The 17,371-nt window shown below is 45.5% G+C and carries 13 protein-coding genes; 6 read left to right on the top strand and 7 right to left on the bottom strand.

The window, feature by feature from the left end:
- Positions 1-18: 18 nt before the first annotated feature.
- Positions 19-213 (bottom strand): hypothetical protein, encoded by a 195-nt coding sequence (locus FLM53_RS09855; protein ID WP_026084232.1) that lies wholly within the window; start codon positions 211-213, stop codon positions 19-21.
- Between the two features lie 126 nt (positions 214-339).
- Entirely contained in the window at positions 340-1,275 is a 936-nt protein-coding gene (mdh, locus tag FLM53_RS09850; RefSeq protein WP_176680852.1) for a malate dehydrogenase, read from the bottom strand.
- Positions 1,276-1,607: 332 nt separating this feature from the next.
- On the opposite strand from mdh, the gene argR reads away from it, so the two are divergent.
- The 4 genes from argR to FLM53_RS09830 all read left to right on the top strand — a co-directional run bounded on the left by argR (position 1,608) and on the right by FLM53_RS09830 (position 6,770).
- Positions 1,608-2,078 carry a transcriptional regulator ArgR gene (gene argR, locus FLM53_RS09845; RefSeq protein ID WP_004740827.1) on the top strand — a complete coding sequence of 157 codons (471 nt, stop codon included), beginning with the start codon at positions 1,608-1,610 and terminating at the stop codon, positions 2,076-2,078.
- A gap of 343 nt (positions 2,079-2,421) precedes the next feature.
- On the top strand, positions 2,422-3,390 hold the full coding sequence (locus FLM53_RS09840; RefSeq protein WP_017630725.1) for a TAXI family TRAP transporter solute-binding subunit: 969 nt from the start codon (positions 2,422-2,424) through the stop codon (positions 3,388-3,390).
- Between the two features lie 255 nt (positions 3,391-3,645).
- Positions 3,646-6,225 carry a TRAP transporter permease gene (locus tag FLM53_RS09835; protein WP_176680851.1) on the top strand — a complete coding sequence of 860 codons (2,580 nt, stop codon included), beginning with the start codon at positions 3,646-3,648 and terminating at the stop codon, positions 6,223-6,225.
- Between the two features lie 107 nt (positions 6,226-6,332).
- Positions 6,333-6,770, top strand: coding sequence for a universal stress protein (locus tag FLM53_RS09830; protein ID WP_017630727.1), 438 nt, complete (start codon positions 6,333-6,335; stop codon positions 6,768-6,770).
- Between the two features lie 104 nt (positions 6,771-6,874).
- Here the strand turns inward: FLM53_RS09830 and FLM53_RS09825 are convergent, their stop codons facing one another.
- Both FLM53_RS09825 and FLM53_RS09820 read right to left on the bottom strand, forming a co-directional pair.
- The gene (locus FLM53_RS09825; protein ID WP_176680850.1) at positions 6,875-7,837 is read right to left on the bottom strand and encodes a D-2-hydroxyacid dehydrogenase; all 963 of its coding nucleotides are present in this window, start codon (positions 7,835-7,837) and stop codon (positions 6,875-6,877) included.
- 37 nt (positions 7,838-7,874) lie between these two features.
- The gene (locus FLM53_RS09820; protein ID WP_176680849.1) at positions 7,875-8,609 is read right to left on the bottom strand and encodes a pseudouridine synthase; all 735 of its coding nucleotides are present in this window, start codon (positions 8,607-8,609) and stop codon (positions 7,875-7,877) included.
- 158 nt (positions 8,610-8,767) lie between these two features.
- On the opposite strand from FLM53_RS09820, the gene FLM53_RS09815 reads away from it, so the two are divergent.
- Positions 8,768-10,045 (top strand): NRAMP family divalent metal transporter, encoded by a 1,278-nt coding sequence (locus FLM53_RS09815; protein WP_123306216.1) that lies wholly within the window; start codon positions 8,768-8,770, stop codon positions 10,043-10,045.
- A gap of 110 nt (positions 10,046-10,155) precedes the next feature.
- On the opposite strand, the gene rapA is transcribed toward FLM53_RS09815, so the two are convergent.
- Complete coding sequence (gene rapA / locus FLM53_RS09810; RefSeq protein WP_176680848.1) at positions 10,156-13,065, bottom strand: RNA polymerase-associated protein RapA; 2,910 nt, start codon at positions 13,063-13,065, stop codon at positions 10,156-10,158.
- 467 nt (positions 13,066-13,532) lie between these two features.
- On the opposite strand from rapA, the gene FLM53_RS09805 reads away from it, so the two are divergent.
- Entirely contained in the window at positions 13,533-14,912 is a 1,380-nt protein-coding gene (locus FLM53_RS09805; RefSeq protein ID WP_061019100.1) for a PhoH family protein, read from the top strand.
- Positions 14,913-15,019: 107 nt separating this feature from the next.
- Here FLM53_RS09805 and tldD read toward each other — a convergent pair whose 3' ends face one another.
- Together tldD and FLM53_RS09795 are read right to left on the bottom strand one after the other, a co-directional pair.
- A complete protein-coding gene (tldD, locus tag FLM53_RS09800) occupies positions 15,020-16,465 on the bottom strand; it encodes a metalloprotease TldD (protein WP_008220563.1) in 1,446 nt (481 codons plus the stop codon).
- Positions 16,466-16,484: 19 nt separating this feature from the next.
- Complete coding sequence (locus FLM53_RS09795) at positions 16,485-17,297, bottom strand: carbon-nitrogen hydrolase family protein (RefSeq protein ID WP_176680847.1); 813 nt, start codon at positions 17,295-17,297, stop codon at positions 16,485-16,487.
- Positions 17,298-17,371 lie beyond the last annotated feature (74 nt).

Here is a 17,371-nt window from a genome sequence, read left to right as displayed (position 1 = left end):
AATCTTTCCAAATCCGCTTCAGTAACGACTCGACTCTAACGACAACGGAAGTTGAGCTTCGACTTCTTCTATCTCTTCCAGCGGCACTGCGTACTGCTCATGGCTGTTGTATGACTCAACCAGCGCAAATTGTTCTTGTTCATCGATAACGAGGATCTTCCCCAATCGACCTAAATGGAAATGGACGCTCATTCCTTTTTGAATGCGGCTCATAATTGCTGCTCCACTCGACTCTATAAAACACTGTCTACGAATGAGGCAAATCCAAGGATCAAAAAAAGCCGATCATAATGACCGGCTCTTATTAGCAATTATAACCTGAGTTAAATGTTGTATCGCTTATTTAGCGAATTCAACACCAATCTCGATATCACCATTTAGCGTTTCTAGCATGCTGTCTAGAGCGTTACGTTCGAAGTCGCTCAGTTCGCCGTAGCTAAGGATCGCTTCTGCGCCCTCTTTACCTAGCTTAACTGGTTGAGCGAAGAATGGTGCGTGCTCGCCTTCACCTTCAACGTATGCACACTCAATCACGTTCTCTTCGCCTTGAAGAGCTTTCACTAGCGCAAGGCCGAAACGACAAGCCGCTTGACCCATAGATAGTGTTGCACTGCCGCCGCCAGCTTTAGCTTCGACTACTTCAGTACCAGCGTTTTGGATACGAGTCGTTAGTGCTGCGATTTCTTCGTCAGTGAACTCTATGCCTTCAACTTGAGAAAGTAGAGGAAGGATAGTTACACCTGAGTGGCCACCGATAACAGGAACACGGATGTCGCCTGGATCTTTGTCTTTCAGCTCAGCAACAAACGTTTCTGAACGAATCACATCAAGAGTAGTAATACCGAATAAGCGACGCTTGTCGTAAACGCCTGCTTTCTTAAGTACTTCAGCAGCGATTGGCACTGTCGTGTTTACTGGGTTAGTGATGATACCAACACAAGCAGTAGGACAAGTAACTGCGATTTTCTCTGCAAGAGACTTAACAATGCCAGCGTTCACATTGAAAAGATCCGCACGATCCATACCAGGCTTACGAGCAACACCTGCAGAAATTAGCACAACATCCGCACCTTCTAGTGCTGGAGTTGGATCTTCACCCGCGTAACCTTTGATCGAAACAGGCGTTGGGATATGGCTAAGATCGGCAGCGACACCCGGAGTTACCGGTGCAATGTCGTAAAGTGCAAGATCTGAACCAGCAGGCAGGCGGTTCTTAAGTAGTAGGGCTAGGGCTTGACCGATGCCACCAGCGGCACCAATAACAGCTACTTTCATTGTTATTCTCCTTGAGAGCTTTCTCTTATAGATTCTTTGTAGGGTAATTCTTGAGCTAAACCTAAGTTAAAAAACTATATTAATCACAAAGTGATTACAATCAATTAACGCTAGCTTTGCGACTTCGCGCAAGTCAATAAAACCGTGCTACACAGCAAGTTCGCATTATGGCGATAATCGTCTGAAATAACAAAATAAGTCGTCGCAAATAACACATTATTCTATTAAATATTTACAGTGATATGACTAACAAATTACAGGGATGTTTTGGCTAAAATTGAATATGTATGCGAGAATATGCAAACATCTTTGTTAATGAATAAGAATGACATATGCGCAATACAGAAAAGCAAGACAACTTAGTTCGTGCATTTAAAGCCTTACTAAAAGAAGAACGTTTTGGCTCACAAGGCGAAATTGTGGATGCCCTAAAACACGAAGGTTTTGAAAGCATCAACCAATCTAAAGTCTCGCGTATGTTAACCAAGTTTGGTGCTGTTCGAACTCGTAACGCGAAAATGGAGATGGTTTACTGTCTTCCTGCTGAACTGGGTGTTCCAACCGTTTCTAGCTCGCTAAGAGAATTAGTATTAGATATTGACCACAACAATGCATTGGTTGTGATACACACTGGCCCTGGTGCGGCTCAACTAATCGCTCGTTTGTTAGACTCACTAGGTAAGTCGGAAGGCATACTGGGCGTGGTCGCAGGCGATGATACTATCTTTATTACACCAACCTTATCGGTAACGACCAAGCAACTGTTCGATTCAGTGTGCGAACTGTTTGAATACGCTGGCTAATTGCTCATAGTTTCATAACTATCCATCGTATTAATGGATCACGAATATCTATTTGCTTCGTGATCCAAATCACATCCTAGAATATCTACCTCCCCTTCCTCTGAACAACACTAAACCATTGATTTTAAAAAACTCAGTAGCAAATTAAACACGAGATCTACGCATCATTTGTTAGATTTTTTAGCTATATCTTTTAACATTCGAGTAATTTTCTGCCAATTTTTGATATTATTCAGACACTTTTTCATCACATGGATTGAAAAAGGTGCCGTTTCCAAATAGGAAACTCCAGAAACAACTACACTTGTTTCAGGGTTAATAATGAATAAAGGAAGGGAAATTCATGGCATTTACCAAACTTATTAAAGTTGGTGCTATTGCAGCTGCTGTAATGGGCGCTGGCGCAGTTAACGCTCAAGAGTTCATCACAATTGGTACTGGTTCAGTTACGGGTGTTTACTACCCAACTGGTGGTGCGATTTGTAAGCTAGTGAACAAGGGCCGCAAAGACCACAACATTCGTTGTTCTGTAGAGTCTACTGGTGGTTCAATCTACAACGTTAACACCATCCGTGCTGGTGAACTAGATTTCGGTGTTGTTCAATCGGACTGGCAATACCACGGCTACAACGGTACAAGTAAGTTCAAAGATCAGGGCGAATACAAGAAACTTCGCGCTATGTTCTCTCTACATACAGAACCGTTCAACATCATTGCTCGTACCGATGCTGGCATCAACAATGTTTCTGACCTTGCAGGTAAGCGTGTAAACATTGGTAACCCAGGCTCTGGTGACCGTGCAACTATGGGTGTTGTAATGGACGCTATGGGTTGGACAAACGATAGCTTCAAGCTGGCTTCTGAACTTAAAGGTTCTGAGCGTTCACAAGCACTTTGTGACAACAAGATTGATGCATTCATCTACATGGTTGGTCACCCGAACGGATCAATCAAAGAAGCAACAACGTCTTGTGATGCAAAACTGGTTTCAGCAACAGGTCCACAGATCGACAAGATCGTAGCTGAAAACCCATACTACGCTTACAGCACAGTTCCTGCTGGCATGTACCGCGGTACAGACGCTGACGTAAACAGCTTCGGTGTTGCAGCAACTATGGTAACAACTTCAGACGTTTCTGAAGAAGTTGCATACAACGTTGCTAAGGCAGTATTTGAAAACTTTGACACTTTCAAACGCCTACACCCAGCATTTGCTAACCTGAAGAAAGAAGACATGGTTAAAGCGGGTATCTCTATCCCTCTTCACCCAGGTGCAGAAAAATACTACAAAGAAGTGGGCCTTCTAAAGTAACTCTACTTTAAGCCTACTACACCAATAAGGAGGCTAGCCCTCCTTATTGGCTTTTCACGTTTTATAAAAATAACTTAAGTGAAAAGATCAGACCTTTAAGTTTCTCCAATTTGGCGAACTTACCTTCGTATCAAGCCTAAGACAAAGACGAACAAACAAACGCATTTCCCTATCCATTCACTACACTAGATAGGAAATAAATAACGTCTCGTTGTTCGTAAGAAAGGCAGACCATCAATAATAAGGATAAAGTACATGACGCAGACAACATCACCGTCTCCAGATGTGCAAGAAATGGTGGCACAATCAGACACTGGTGCGCGTAGCCCTCGCGGTATCCAAGGCCGTATTTTATGGTTTGTGCCTCTATGTTGGTCACTGTTCCAACTTTGGTATGCATCTCCGCTGCCGTTCATTTTTAACTTCGCAATTTTAAACGACACTGAAGCTCGAGCAATTCACCTTACGTTTGCTATTTTCCTAGCCTTTACCGCTTATCCAGCCATGAAGAACTCGCCTCGGGATCACATCCCTGCAGTCGACTGGATATTGGCGCTAGTAGGTAGTTTTTCAGCTTCTTATATCTATATTTTCTACACTGAACTTGCCGGTCGTTCGGGTGCGCCAACAACATTCGATATTGTTGCAGCCGTATTTGGTATGGTTCTACTGCTTGAAGCAACACGACGCGCTTTAGGTCCACCTCTTATGGTTGTGGCGGCAGTATTCCTACTTTACACCTTTGGCGGTCCACACATGCCAGACGTTATTGCCCACAAAGGTGCGAGCCTGAACAAGGCAATGTCGCATCTGTGGCTAACAACGGAAGGTGTATTCGGTGTAGCTCTTGGCGTATCAACGTCATTTGTATTCTTGTTTGTACTGTTTGGTGCAATGCTGGAACGTGCTGGTGCTGGTGCTTACTTCATCAAGGTTGCATTCTCTCTGCTTGGTCACATGAAAGGTGGTCCAGCAAAAGCAGCCGTTGTAGCCTCTGGTTTATCTGGTCTGGTATCAGGTTCATCTATTGCAAACGTGGTAACCACGGGTACCTTTACTATCCCGCTAATGAAGCGTGTTGGTTTCCCGGGTACAAAAGCCGGTGCAGTAGAAGTAGCAGCTTCAACCAATGGTCAATTAACACCACCTATCATGGGTGCTGCAGCATTCTTGATGGTTGAATATGTGGGCATCTCGTATGTGGAAGTTATCAAAGCAGCGCTACTGCCAGCTCTGATTTCTTACATCGCTCTGATTTACATTGTTCACCTAGAAGCATGTAAAGCAGGTATGACTGGTCTACCTCGCCGTCACACACCAACTATCGTACAAAGCTTACTGTCTTTCACTGGCACCATTTTGGGTCTATGTGTTATCAGTGCCGCGGTTTACTACGGTGTGGGTTGGACGAAAGATGTGTTTGGCGATGCGGCAACACCAATCGTAACGGTGGCGCTATTGATCGCTTATGTTGCTCTGGTTCGCGTATCTGCAAAATACGCAGCTGAAGGCGGCATGGAAATCGATGCGGATCTAAAAGAAGTTCCAGATCCAGGTCCAACGATTAAATCTGGTTTACACTTCCTGCTGCCTATCGTAGTGCTAGTTTGGTGTTTAACGGTTGAACGTTTCTCTCCAGGTCTATCTGCATTCTGGGCAACAGTATTCATGATCTTCATTTTAATCACTCAGCGTCCTTTGATGACTCTGATGAACAAATCTGACGATCTTACAGAGCAAACTAAAGCCGGCTTCGTTGACCTAGCAGAGAGCTTGGTTTCAGGTGCACGTAACATGATCGGTATCGGTGTAGCGACAGCTGCTGCAGGTACGGTTGTAGGCGTGGTGACTCTGACGGGTATCGGCCTTGTAATGACGGATTTCGTTGAGTTTATCTCAGGCGGTAGCATCATTCTTATGCTGCTATTTACTGCGGTAATCAGCTTGATCCTAGGCATGGGCTTACCAACCACAGCAAACTACATCGTTGTATCAACACTGATGGCTCCGGTAATCGTTACTCTGGGCGCTGCGCACGGTCTTATCATCCCACTGATTGCGGTGCACTTATTCGTGTTCTATTTCGGTATTCTTGCCGATGATACACCTCCCGTAGGTCTCGCAGCGTTTGCTGCAGCCGCGATTGCGAAATCAGACCCGATTCGTACTGGTATTCAAGGCTTTACCTACGATATTCGTACCGCGATTCTGCCATTCATGTTCATCTTCAACACCCAACTTCTGTTGATGGGTATTGATTCTTGGTGGCACTTAGCGTTGACGATTTTCTCCTCTGTGACTGCGGTACTTATCTTTGCAGCAGCGACACAAGGTTGGTGGTTCACGAAGAACAAGTGGTGGGAAACGATTCTTCTTATCGTTCTGACCTTCTCTTTCTTCCGCCCAGGTTTCTGGTGGGACATGATCTATCCAGAGAAAGTTCTTTCACCTGGAGTTGAGATCGCTCAAATCACAGAAAACCTATCTGTGGGACAATCACTTGAATTGAGAGTAGGTGGCGAAAACTTAGAAGGTAACTATTCTGAGAAGACGGTTCGCCTTCCATTTGAAGATTCTGCGAAAACAAGTGAAGACCGTATTGCTTCAATGGGTCTAATGCTGACACAAGCCGACGACAAGATGATTGTTGATATGGTTGAATTTGGCAGCCCAGCAGAAGCAGCCGGCATTGACTTTGATTGGGAAATTAAATCCGTTATCCAAGACGCAGATCGACCGATGAAAGAGTGGGTATTCTTGCCTGCCCTACTGATTTTGATTGGTTTAGCAATGAACCAAAGAAGACGTGCTCGTAAGGATGAGATTAGCGCGTAATGGATAGAGCCAAGTAGTGCTCAACCCTATTTGGCTTTTTTATTACATGGAAAAGATAATGACAGCGCTTGGTAAGTACTAGGCGCTGCTTAAAATGAGACGAATACATGTATAGACAAATCCTTGTTCCCGTTGATCTTAACGACAAAGGCTTTTCTGACAAAGCTGTCGAGCTAGCGGTATGGCACGCAAAACACAGTAATGCTGAGATTCACATTCTAAACGTACTACCGGGCATCCACATGTCGATGGTGGCGTCTTACTTCCCGAAAGATGCAGCGAACCAAATGAAGCTTGATGTTAAAAATCAGCTGAAAGAGTTTGCCGACAAACACATCGACGATGAAGTGGTATATAAGGTTCACGTTGCTGAAGGTAAAACTTACGCGACGATTCTTGATTACGCAGAAAAGCTTGGCGCCGACCTTATTGTGATGCCTAGCCATAAGCGTTCGAAAATCGACAAAGTGGTACTGGGTTCTGTTGCGAGCAAAGTGGTACAGAACTCACCAATCAATGTATTGGTTGTTAAGCCGCAAGGCTAAATCACTTAATCAACACAACGATCTAAAAAGGTTGGCCTAAAAGCCAACCTTTTTTGTTTTGAGGTCTACTCGCTGAATACCAATCGTAGTAAAGACCTCAAGAATCAACTCACTAAGTTCTGCGGATTACCTGCAACAAAGCCATCTATGTTGTCCATTAAGATATCCGATAGCTTTTGAATGGAACTATCACTGCCCCACGCCACATGTGGTGTCAGCAGTAAGTTAGGTAAGTGGCTGTTGGCCAATAGTGGATTCGAGCTGTCTGCGGGCTCTTGTGTGAACACATCCATACCCGCACCGGCAATCTCATGGTTTTTCAAGGCCTCAACGAGGGCTTTCTCATCGACCAATCCACCACGCCCCGCATTGATCAGCACCGCGCTTGGTTTCATCATTGCTAGCTCTTGATCTGAAATCAGATTCCGAGTCGCTTCAGTCAATGGACAATGTAAGCTGATCACATCCGCTTGCTGCAATACCGTATCAAAAGGCAGATACCCTTCTCGACAAGACTCTGCTTCTTTTCGCTCAGCAAAAATAACTTTCATACCAATTGCTTTGGCTAATATCGCCGTTGCTTGCCCTAAGCTGCCACTGCCCATTAAGCCCAATGTGCTGCCCGCCACGTCTTGAATCGGATGAGTAAAAAAGCAGAACTGCTTATCCTTCTGCCACTCTCCCGCTTCAATATCTTGGTGATAGCCGACGAGGTTTCTCTTTAACGTAAACAGCATTGCAATCACATGCTCAGGTACCGATTGAGTCGCATAACCCTGTACGTTAGCCACTGCGATATTATTACTTTTGCAGTAGTCTACATCGACATTGTTGACACCTGTCGCAGAAACAGCGATCAGCTTAAGTTGATGTGCTTGAGCCAAATTCGATTTATTGAGCACCACTTTATTGGTGATCACGACATCGGCACCTTCAACTCGCTCTAAGACTTGTTCGGGAGTTGTGAAGTCGTACTCAATCCATTCATGTTCAAAGCTAAGAGGTTTTAAATTAATTTGAGATGGGATGGTAGCTCGGTCGAGAAAGACTACTTTCAGCTTTGGCATTGTACTTCCTTGGATAAGTCGATTGGTTACTCTTATTCTAAGCCTTTAGCTTACTGTAGTCTGGAAGCTCTGGCGCAATTTCAAAGTGCTGTTCAATTTGTGGTGACGCTTGAGGGTAAAACTCACAAGGGACAAAGGCTTTGAACAGTTGATTGTTCGCAGGATGATAGAAACTTAGTTCACACGCATGCAAAGCCAGACGATCGCTATACTCAAAAGCTTCAGGCGTTGCATAAAACTCATCGCCCACAATTGGGTTCCCTATTTCCATACAATGCACACGCAACTGATGAGAGCGGCCAGTAATCGGCAGTAACTTCAACAAGGTGGTTTGAGCCTCTTCTTGCTCTACCACATAGCGAGTCTGCGATGGTTTACCGTCATCAAAACATACTTTCTGCCTAGGGCGATTCGGCCAATCACAAATGAGTGGCAGATCAATGAGCCCTTCTTTTTCTTCTACTGCCCCCCACACTCGTGCGTAATAGAGCTTATGTGTCAGTCGATATTGGAACTGCTTCTTCAAATGGCGCTCAGCTTGTTTGTGTTTAGCCAACAACATCAAACCCGATGTCGACATATCCAAGCGGTGCACGACCTGAATATCAGCAAACTCTTCAACCAACCGACTCCACATACTGTCGTAATGCTCTGGCAATCTTCCCGGTACTGAAAGTAGGCTAGCAGGCTTGTTCACGACAAGAATATCGTCATCTTGATAGACAATGTCGATCCACGGTTCACGTGGTGGTGTGTACTGTTCTAACGCCATTGAAGCCTCTTAATTACTGGTGAATAAATAATTTACGGTTGATTTGTTTATTATTAAATACAATTTCCAACATTTTCGTACATAAAAGTTGACGGCTTTACAAAACATGGTATTGATAGGGTAACGGAAAATAAGAAGTCAGCATCAAAGGAAAAATGATGGAAAGTACGGTTAAAACAACCACCGAAAAAACACAAACCTCTGCTCCCCTGTCAAGTTTAATCAAGTCTCTTGGTCCAGGCATTATGATGGCCGCAGCAGCTGTAGGTGGCTCACATTTAGTTGCCTCGACCAAAGCTGGTGCGATTTATGGCTGGCAGCTCGCTGCTCTTATTATTCTGGTTAACGTATTTAAATACCCATTCTTTAGAGCCGGTATCCAATATACATTGGGAACAGGTCAAAGCTTGGTTGAGGGTTACTCTAATCTAGGTCGCCCATACCTTGTGATCTTTTCAATATTGAGCGCCATTTCCGCCGTCGTGAACACGGCTGCTTTGTTACTGTTCAGTGCAAGTTTACTTAGCTACTTTGTTCCTTTCGAATTAGCCACCAGCACATTGTGCATGATCGTTTTAGCAACCTGTTTGATCATTCTATTTGCAGGCCACTATCGTGCTCTTGATACCCTTTCAAAAGCGATCATGGCGATCCTAACGATCACCACTCTAGCCGCTGTCGCAATTGCTATTGGCTCTCCTGTTGAACCTGATGCGGCTTTTGTTCCTCCATCACCTTGGTCGTTGGCCGCTATCGGCTTTATCGTGGTGACTATGGGTTGGATGCCAGCACCTATCGAGATATCCAGCATCACCTCTATGTGGCTAAAAAGCCAAAAAGAGAAGCAAGAAGTCACAGCTCAATCTGCCTTATTCGATTTCAACGTTGGCTACATTGGTACGGCGCTGCTTGCTTTAGTATTCGTGGCTTTAGGTGCTCTAGTGCTTCACGGTTCAGGTGTTGAACTGTCTCGCTCTGGCGTTGGTTTCACTCATCAATTGGTGGGTATCTACGCCTCAACGATTGGTGAATGGTCTCGTCCGCTCATCGCCATCATTGCTTTCTTCTGTATCTTTGGCAGCACAATTACGGTTATCGACGGCTACTCACGTGTACTTGCTGAATCACAACGTCTGTTATTCAAAAAAGAGTCGAGCCCACGCATGCTGCAAGGCTGGATAATCATTGTCTCTATCGCGGCATTGGCGATTGTGATGTTCTTCAGTGCTGCGCTGATGCCAATGTTGGATTTTGCAATGGTACTTGCGTTTGCAACGACACCGTTCTTCGCTCTGCTTAACTTCATTTTGGTAAACAAAGCCAAGCTTCCTGAAGCTCTAGCGATTGGCACCAAACTAAAATGGTTGTCTGTAGCAGGTCTTGTTTACCTATTTGGTTTCCTAGCGGTATTTGTTTGGTGGAAGTGGTTGATGTAATTCCTCAGCCAATACAGCTTTCAACAACCAATACATCTTTCAAACGCTAGATAACAATAAGGCCTTCGTAATGAAGGCCTTATTTCGTTGAAGCATTCCGCTAATTCAAACTAGTTGTGAGAAACCACAATCAAGCGTAATGAATCTAGCTGAACCTGAGCTTTGCTGATGTAACCTGTCAGTTCATTGATTTGAGCTTCGATAACCTCAAGCTCTTCATCACGAATATTCGGGTTCACAGCTTTAAGCGCTTGTAGACGCTCTAGTTCACCGTTCAAGTTAGTTTGCATATCTTTCTGAGCTTGCTGACGAACTTCTTCAACCTTCGGCAGTACATGCGTCTCACCCGCTTCGATTAGCTTGTGAATCTCGCCTTGTACCGAGTTCACGAGCTTGCTCGCTAAGTGACGGTTTACAGGGCTTAGCTGACGGTTAAAGCTATCAAATTCAACCTGAGCAGATAGATCGTTACCACGGCCATCCATCATCAAACGAATTGGTGTCTTAGGCAGGAACTGACTGATACCGCTGCGTTTCGGTGCTTGCGCATCCACAAGGTAAACCAACTCAAGCAGGATAGTACCCACTGGCAGTGCTTTGTTTTTCAGTAGCGATACCGCAGATGCACCCACACCTTCACTCAGTAGCAGATCAATACCGCCCTGAATCATTGGGTGTTCCCAGCTAATGAAGTTCATGTCTTCACGAGAAAGGGCGGTATCACGGTCGAACGTGATGGTTGCGCCTTCGTAAGGTAAACCAGGGTAGCTTGGTACCATCATGTGCTCAGATGGTGTCACAACTAGCGCATTTTCACCTTTGTCGTCTTGGTTCAAACCGATCGTGTCGAACAGGCTCAGTGCAAACGTCACTAGGTTAGTATCACCATCAGTCGATGCAATCTTCTCTGCAATTTCGTGCGCTTTGTCGCCGCCGTTTGAGTGCATTTCTAGCAGGCGATCTCGGCCTTTTTCTAGATCCGCTTTTAGGCTTTGATTTAGCTTGGCAGACTCTTCAATCACTTCATCAAGCTGTTCTGTATTACCAGAAGCCAGCATTTCAATCAGAACATCTGAGTACTTGTCGTAAACCGTGCGACCCGTTGGGCAAGTCTCTGCAAATGCGTTCAGACCTTCATCGAACCAACGCGCTAGAATCGCCTGTGATGTGCCTTTTAGGTAAGGGACATGAATGTCGATGTCACGCAGCTGACCGATACGGTCCAAACGGCCGATACGTTGCTCAAGCAAGTCTGGGTTGAATGGAAGGTCAAACATCACTAGTTGGTTCGCAAACTGGAAGTTACGACCTTCAGAACCGATTTCACTACAGATCAGAACCTGAGCACCGCCCTCTTCTTGAGCAAAGTAAGCCGCGGCTTTATCACGCTCTAGAATCGACATGCCTTCGTGGAATACGGTTGCACGCACACCTTCACGTTCACGCAGTGCTTGTTCTAATTGAAGAGCTGTACTTGCACGAGACGCGATCACTAGGATCTTTTCGCTGCGCTTGTCTTGAATCTTTTCAATCAACCAGTTAACACGTGAATCGAACTGCCACCAGCTTGAGTCTTCACCTTCAAACTCTTGGAAGATCTCTTCTGGGTACAGCATCTTCATCGCACGAGCTTCTGGTGCCATCTTGCCACCGATCATGCCCGATACACGCATCGAGGTTGTGTACTGCGTTGGAATGTCCATCGGCAGTAGGTTTACGTTACGCTTAGGGAAACCTTTGATAGCAGCACGTGTGTTTCTAAATAGAACACGGCCAGTACCATGGCGATCCATAAGGTTATCAATTAGTTCTTGGCGAGCTAATGCCTGCTCTTCTTCGCTACTATCACCTTCGATAACACGGAATAGAGGCTCTACATCTTGCTCAGAAAGCAGTTCAGTAATCTGATTCTTCGCACTGTTTTCAAGCTTCTCGCCAGAGAATAGCGCTGTTACGGCATCAGCAACTGGCGCGTATTGATCTTCTTCTTCAACAAATGCTTCGTAATCGTAGAAACGATCAGGATCCAGTAGGCGTAGACGTGCAAAGTGGCTTTCACGACCCAATTGCTCTGGGGTTGCAGTCAGTAGTAGTACGCCAGATGTATTTTCAGCTAAGCCTTCCACCACTTGGTATTCGCGGCTTGGTTTGTCTTGGCTCCACTCAAGATGGTGCGCTTCATCGACAACCAACAGATCCCACTCACCCTCAAGTGCTTGCTCGTAGCGCTTACGGCTCTTACGTAGGAAATCCAGAGAACATAGAACGTATTGCTGAGTATCAAATGGGTTATCTGATTCAGCGAAAGATTCGATACAACGCTCTTCATCAAAGATCGAGAAGTGCAGGTTGAAACGACGCATCATCTCTACTAACCATTGATGTTGTAGAGTTTCAGGCACAACAATCAGAATACGTTCAGCACGGCCAGACAACACTTGTTGGTGGATGATCATACCCGCTTCGATGGTTTTACCTAGGCCAACTTCATCGGCAAGTAAAACACGTGGAGCGTGACGACGACCCACTTCATGAGCAATGTACAGCTGATGAGGAATCAAGCCAGCACGCATGCCACACAGGCCGCGCATTGGGCTCTTGTGTTGTTGGTATTGATTACTTAGCGCTCGGTAACGCAACACAAAGTTATCCATACGGTCGATTTGACCTGCGTACAGCTTGTCTTGTGGCTTGTTAAAGCGGATCTGATTGCTTAAGAAGATTTCACGCAGAGCGACTTCTGTTTCTTGGGTATCTTCGCGAGTACCTAAGTAGGTTAGCAGTCCTTTGTCTTCGATAACTTCTTCGACAGACAGAGACCAACCTTCTTGGCATTCGATGACATCGCCTACATTAAACGTTACTCGGGTTACGGGAGCATCAGTACGTGCATACACACGGTTTTCTTCTGATGCTGCAAACATTAGTGTCACTGTGCGAGCATCCATTGCTACAACGGTACCTAAACCTAAATCGCTCTCCGTATCGCTTATCCAGCGTTGCCCCAAAGCAAATGTCATGAATCGACTACCTCAATCTTATAGTTGGAATTTGGTCTTTTTTAACTGCAATTTTGAACAAGAGCATTATCACTCCCGAACTAAAAATATAGCCAAAAATACCTAGTTTGCAGCCACTTTTTAAGTGCGCTCTAGATAATAAATATCTCGAGAAAATGGTGCAGAAAAAGGTCGCTAATCTTACTCGATGCTGTGATTTAGGTCACGCCTAAAGGAGATGATTTCGTGCTTTTTTTCTGTTTTCGCCAGTGCAATCAAACTGTCAAAAAATCATGGTTAATCTATAGGTAGCAGATTGCTGCTCTCAAACGAATACGCCATATTCATCGACAACGATATGGCGGTATTCCTCTAGATGAAGTTTAGGTGAGTAGTTGACTATCACCAGAATCAGATACTAATCTTTATAAGAGCTTTATCTACGTTCAATGAATGCAAGGCAAGCCGCACGTCGGCAAGGAGATGCTATGGGCGAGACCAACCGGAAGCTATTTGTTTTAGACACCAATATCCTACTTCACGAACCCTTCGCTATATTTTCTTTCCAAGAGCACGATGTCGTTATCCCCATGACAGTGCTAGAAGAACTCGACAGAATCAAAGACAGTAAGAGAGACGTTGCTCGAGATGCGAGAATTGCGATTCGAACGCTCGAAGATCTGTTCAGGGAAGCCACACCAGACCAAATATCGGAAGGCATTCCATTCTCTAAAGACATTAACGCCTCTGGCAGTATTTCAATACTCGCTGATTACGAACTTCAAGAAAGCATCAAGGCCTTCGCCGACGACAAAGCTGGCGATAACCGAATCCTCAACGCAGTCCTCTATCTTCAAAACAAGCGCGCACCACGCGAAGTGGTTCTCATCACCAAAGACATCAACATGCGCTTACGAGCCAAAGGCGCAGGCGTTCGCTTTGTTGAAGATTACCAAACCGACCAACTGATCGATGACATCCAATACCTCACCAAGGGCTTTCAACAACTCGAAGGTTCCTTTTGGGATGGTATCGACAATGTCGAGAGCAGAAGTTTAGGTGGCAAGACGCTGCACACCTTAGCAAGAGAACCGTTCGAACCTACGTTCCTCAACCAATATGTGATTGACGAAGAGAGTGACTTTGCCGCTCGAGTCGAAGAGATTGAACCAGAAAGCATTACATTGAGAGACCTCAGTCGCGAAAGACTGATGAATCGCAGAGCGTGGGACATCACACCCAAAAACGTCTATCAAGGTATGGCGATCGATGCCCTGCTCGACCCCGATATTGACCTTGTAATCCTCACTGGTGCGGCAGGTAGTGGTAAGACACTGTTAGCTATGGCCGCTGCGCTTGAACAAACTATTGAACGTAAACAGTTCGATAAGATCATCGTAACCCGAAACACGCCCGACATTGGTGAGTCGATTGGTTTCCTTCCGGGTACCGAAGAAGAGAAGATGCTGCCTTGGTTGGCTGCTGTGACCGATACACTGGAAGCGCTACACAAAAACGACCACTGCACCGAAGGGTCGATGAAGTACATCTGTGACAAAGCCAATATCCAGTTCAAATCGATTAACTTCATGCGTGGACGCTCGATTCAGAATGCGTTTGTGCTTCTCGATGAGTGTCAGAACCTCACCGCTTCACAAATCAAAACCATCATCACCCGTTGTGGTGAAGGTACTAAGATCGTCTGCTCAGGAAACCTAGCGCAGATAGATTCTTCCTACTTAACCCCCGTGACTTCAGGCTTAACTTACATGGTTGAGCGTTTTAAAAACTTCGAAGGCAGTGCCAACATCCACCTCAATGGTGTGGTGCGTAGCCGACTGGCAGAGTTTGCGGAAGAGAACATGTAGTGACTCTATACGCTCACTGAATCAGTAATATAAAAACAAAAAGCGCCTCACATTGGAGGCGCTTTTCAATTTATTTTTTTAAACAGACTTGTTGAGGCTAACCTGAGTTACTCAGTACCACCAACAGTTAGCGAGTCTAGCTTCAATGTTGGTTGACCAACCCCCACAGGTACACTTTGACCAGCCTTACCACACACACCAACACCACGGTCGATACTTAGGTCGTTACCGACCATAGACACCTGCTGCATTGCTTCAATACCAGAACCGATTAGCGTCGCGCCTTTCACTGGGTGAGTGATCTTGCCGTTTTCAATCATGTACGCTTCAGAAGCTGAGAATACAAACTTACCTGATGTAATATCCACCTGACCGCCGCCGAAGTTCGGTGCGTAGATACCCTTCTCAACCGTTGCGATGATCTCTTCCGGCGTGTGTTCGCCCGGTAGCATGTATGTATTCGTCATACGTGGCATTGGAAGATGCGCGTAAGACTCACGACGACCATTACCTGTCGGTGCTACACCCATTAGGCGAGCGTTCAGCTTATCTTGCATGTAACCTTTTAAGATGCCGTTTTCGATTAACGTATTGTACTGACCATTGACACCTTCATCATCGACGTTCAATGAACCACGAAGATCGGTCAATGTACCGTCATCGACAATCGTACATAGGCTTGAAGTGACTTGCTCGCCAACTTTACCCGAGAATACTGAAGACTCTTTACGGTTAAAGTCGCCTTCTAAACCGTGGCCTACGGCTTCGTGTAGAAGAACGCCCGGCCAACCAGAACCAAGAACCACAGGCATTGCACCAGCAGGCGCAGCAACTGCTTCAAGGTTAACAAGCGCTTGGCGAATCGCTTCATCCGCAAATTGGTAAGCAACCTGAGTGCCTTTGTCATCGCTTAGGAAAAAGTCGTAACCAAAACGACCACCGCCACCAGCACTACCACGTTCACGGCGATCGCCTTTCTGAGCAAGTACACTGATTGATAGACGAACCAGCGGACGAATATCGCCTGCGTAAGTTCCATCAGTCGCAGCAACCAGCATCTGCTCATGCACACCGCTTAGGCTGACCGACACTTCAGTCACCATAGGCTCTTTAGTACGAATGTAGGCATCTAATGATTTCAGTAATTCTGTTTTCTGCTGTTTTTCCCAGCTTGCTAGCGGGTTAACTGCATCATAGTAAGTTTGGTTAGAGTTGCGTTTAAAGGCTTGTACCTTGCCGTTTTGACCTTGCTTCGCGATACCACGAGCCGCAATTGCGCTCTGTTTAAGGCCATCCAATTGGATTTGGTCAGAGTAAGCAAAACCGGTCTTTTCGCCAGATACCGCGCGAACACCAACACCGCAATCGATATTGAAAGAGCCGTCTTTAATAATGCTGTCTTCTAGCACCAAAGATTCGTGCCAGCTTGACTGAAAGTAAATATCAGCATAATCAATTTGGCGGGTAGCAATGCTCGCCAATGTATCTGCGATATTTTGCTCCGTAAGCCCTGTTGGGTTCAGTAGCGCTTCTTCAATTTGATTAATGCTCATAGATGGCTCTTGTTTGTAATTAAAATTGATTGGTAAATCGAGAGTGTTGCGCGATGGGCATATTTTGCCTGATTGATTCGCAACTGGACGTGTCTATCTCAACCACCATACTTTTAGGATCTTGGTCTAACTGTGCGACCACTCTTCCCCAGGGATCAACCACCATAGAGTGTCCCCATGTTTCTCTTTGACAAGGGTGCTTACCACCTTGCCCTACCGCGACGATCCACGACTGTGTTTCGATCGCACGGCATCTTAATAATGCTTCCCAATGCGCCTGTCCGGTTACTGCGGTAAACGCTGCCGGAACTACTATGATTTGCGCACCTTGCTTACGTAGCTCGGAATACAAGTGTGGAAAGCGCACATCATAACAAATACTCAAACCTAAGCGACCAAAAGGCGTTTCCGCTGTCACAACTTGGTCACCCGGTGTGAAAATATCGGACTCTCGATAACACTTATGGGCGTCAGCGACATCCACATCAAACATGTGTAGCTTGTCGTAGTGAGCAACCAAGCAGCCAAAATCATCAATCACCAAGGTGGTAGTAGTCACGCCTTTGGCTGACCTTATCGGTATACTGCCAACAACAATCCAAACACGATGAAGCTTGGCTAGATCAGACAATTGCTTTTGCAATGGACCGTCATTTAAAGGCTCTGCATATTGGTGATAGTCTGCTTTGCTGCCAAAAACCAATGCGTTTTCAGGGCAAACTACCCACTTAGCCCCTAACTCTTTGCACTTCACTATCTCTTGAGCGAGATAACCGAGGTTGCTTTCAGGATTAGGGCCTGAAGTCATTTGAATCAATCCAACACAATCCATGTGTACCGCTTCTCCATTCATTATGATTCAGAAATCTGTATTTAGCCGCATATTAACTCGCTAGCATCTAACGA

The organism is Vibrio sp. Scap24, assembly GCF_013394185.1.
Taxonomy (GTDB): Bacteria; Pseudomonadota; Gammaproteobacteria; order Enterobacterales; family Vibrionaceae; genus Vibrio; species Vibrio pomeroyi.
The sequence above is the reverse complement of the archived record's forward strand: the minus strand, read 5'-3'. Positions and strand labels throughout refer to the sequence as shown.

Excerpts from the sequence above, each read along its gene's own strand:
- FLM53_RS09825 (WP_176680850.1), bottom strand. The coding sequence starts at position 7,837 with ATGCCAAAGCTGAAAGTAGTCTTTCTCGACCGAGCTACCATCCCATCT.
- tldD (WP_008220563.1), bottom strand. The coding sequence starts at position 16,465 with ATGAGCATTAATCAAATTGAAGAAGCGCTACTGAACCCAACAGGGCTT.
- mdh (WP_176680852.1), bottom strand. The coding sequence starts at position 1,275 with ATGAAAGTAGCTGTTATTGGTGCCGCTGGTGGCATCGGTCAAGCCCTA.
- FLM53_RS09855 (WP_026084232.1), bottom strand. The coding sequence starts at position 213 with ATGAGCCGCATTCAAAAAGGAATGAGCGTCCATTTCCATTTAGGTCGA.
- argR (WP_004740827.1), top strand. The coding sequence starts at position 1,608 with ATGCGCAATACAGAAAAGCAAGACAACTTAGTTCGTGCATTTAAAGCC.
- FLM53_RS09840 (WP_017630725.1), top strand. The coding sequence starts at position 2,422 with ATGGCATTTACCAAACTTATTAAAGTTGGTGCTATTGCAGCTGCTGTA.
- FLM53_RS09820 (WP_176680849.1), bottom strand. The coding sequence starts at position 8,609 with ATGGCGTTAGAACAGTACACACCACCACGTGAACCGTGGATCGACATT.
- FLM53_RS09835 (WP_176680851.1), top strand. The coding sequence starts at position 3,646 with ATGACGCAGACAACATCACCGTCTCCAGATGTGCAAGAAATGGTGGCA.
- rapA (WP_176680848.1), bottom strand. The coding sequence starts at position 13,065 with ATGACATTTGCTTTGGGGCAACGCTGGATAAGCGATACGGAGAGCGAT.
- FLM53_RS09805 (WP_061019100.1), top strand. The coding sequence starts at position 13,533 with ATGGGCGAGACCAACCGGAAGCTATTTGTTTTAGACACCAATATCCTA.
- FLM53_RS09830 (WP_017630727.1), top strand. The coding sequence starts at position 6,333 with ATGTATAGACAAATCCTTGTTCCCGTTGATCTTAACGACAAAGGCTTT.
- FLM53_RS09815 (WP_123306216.1), top strand. The coding sequence starts at position 8,768 with ATGGAAAGTACGGTTAAAACAACCACCGAAAAAACACAAACCTCTGCT.
- FLM53_RS09795 (WP_176680847.1), bottom strand. The coding sequence starts at position 17,297 with ATGGATTGTGTTGGATTGATTCAAATGACTTCAGGCCCTAATCCTGAA.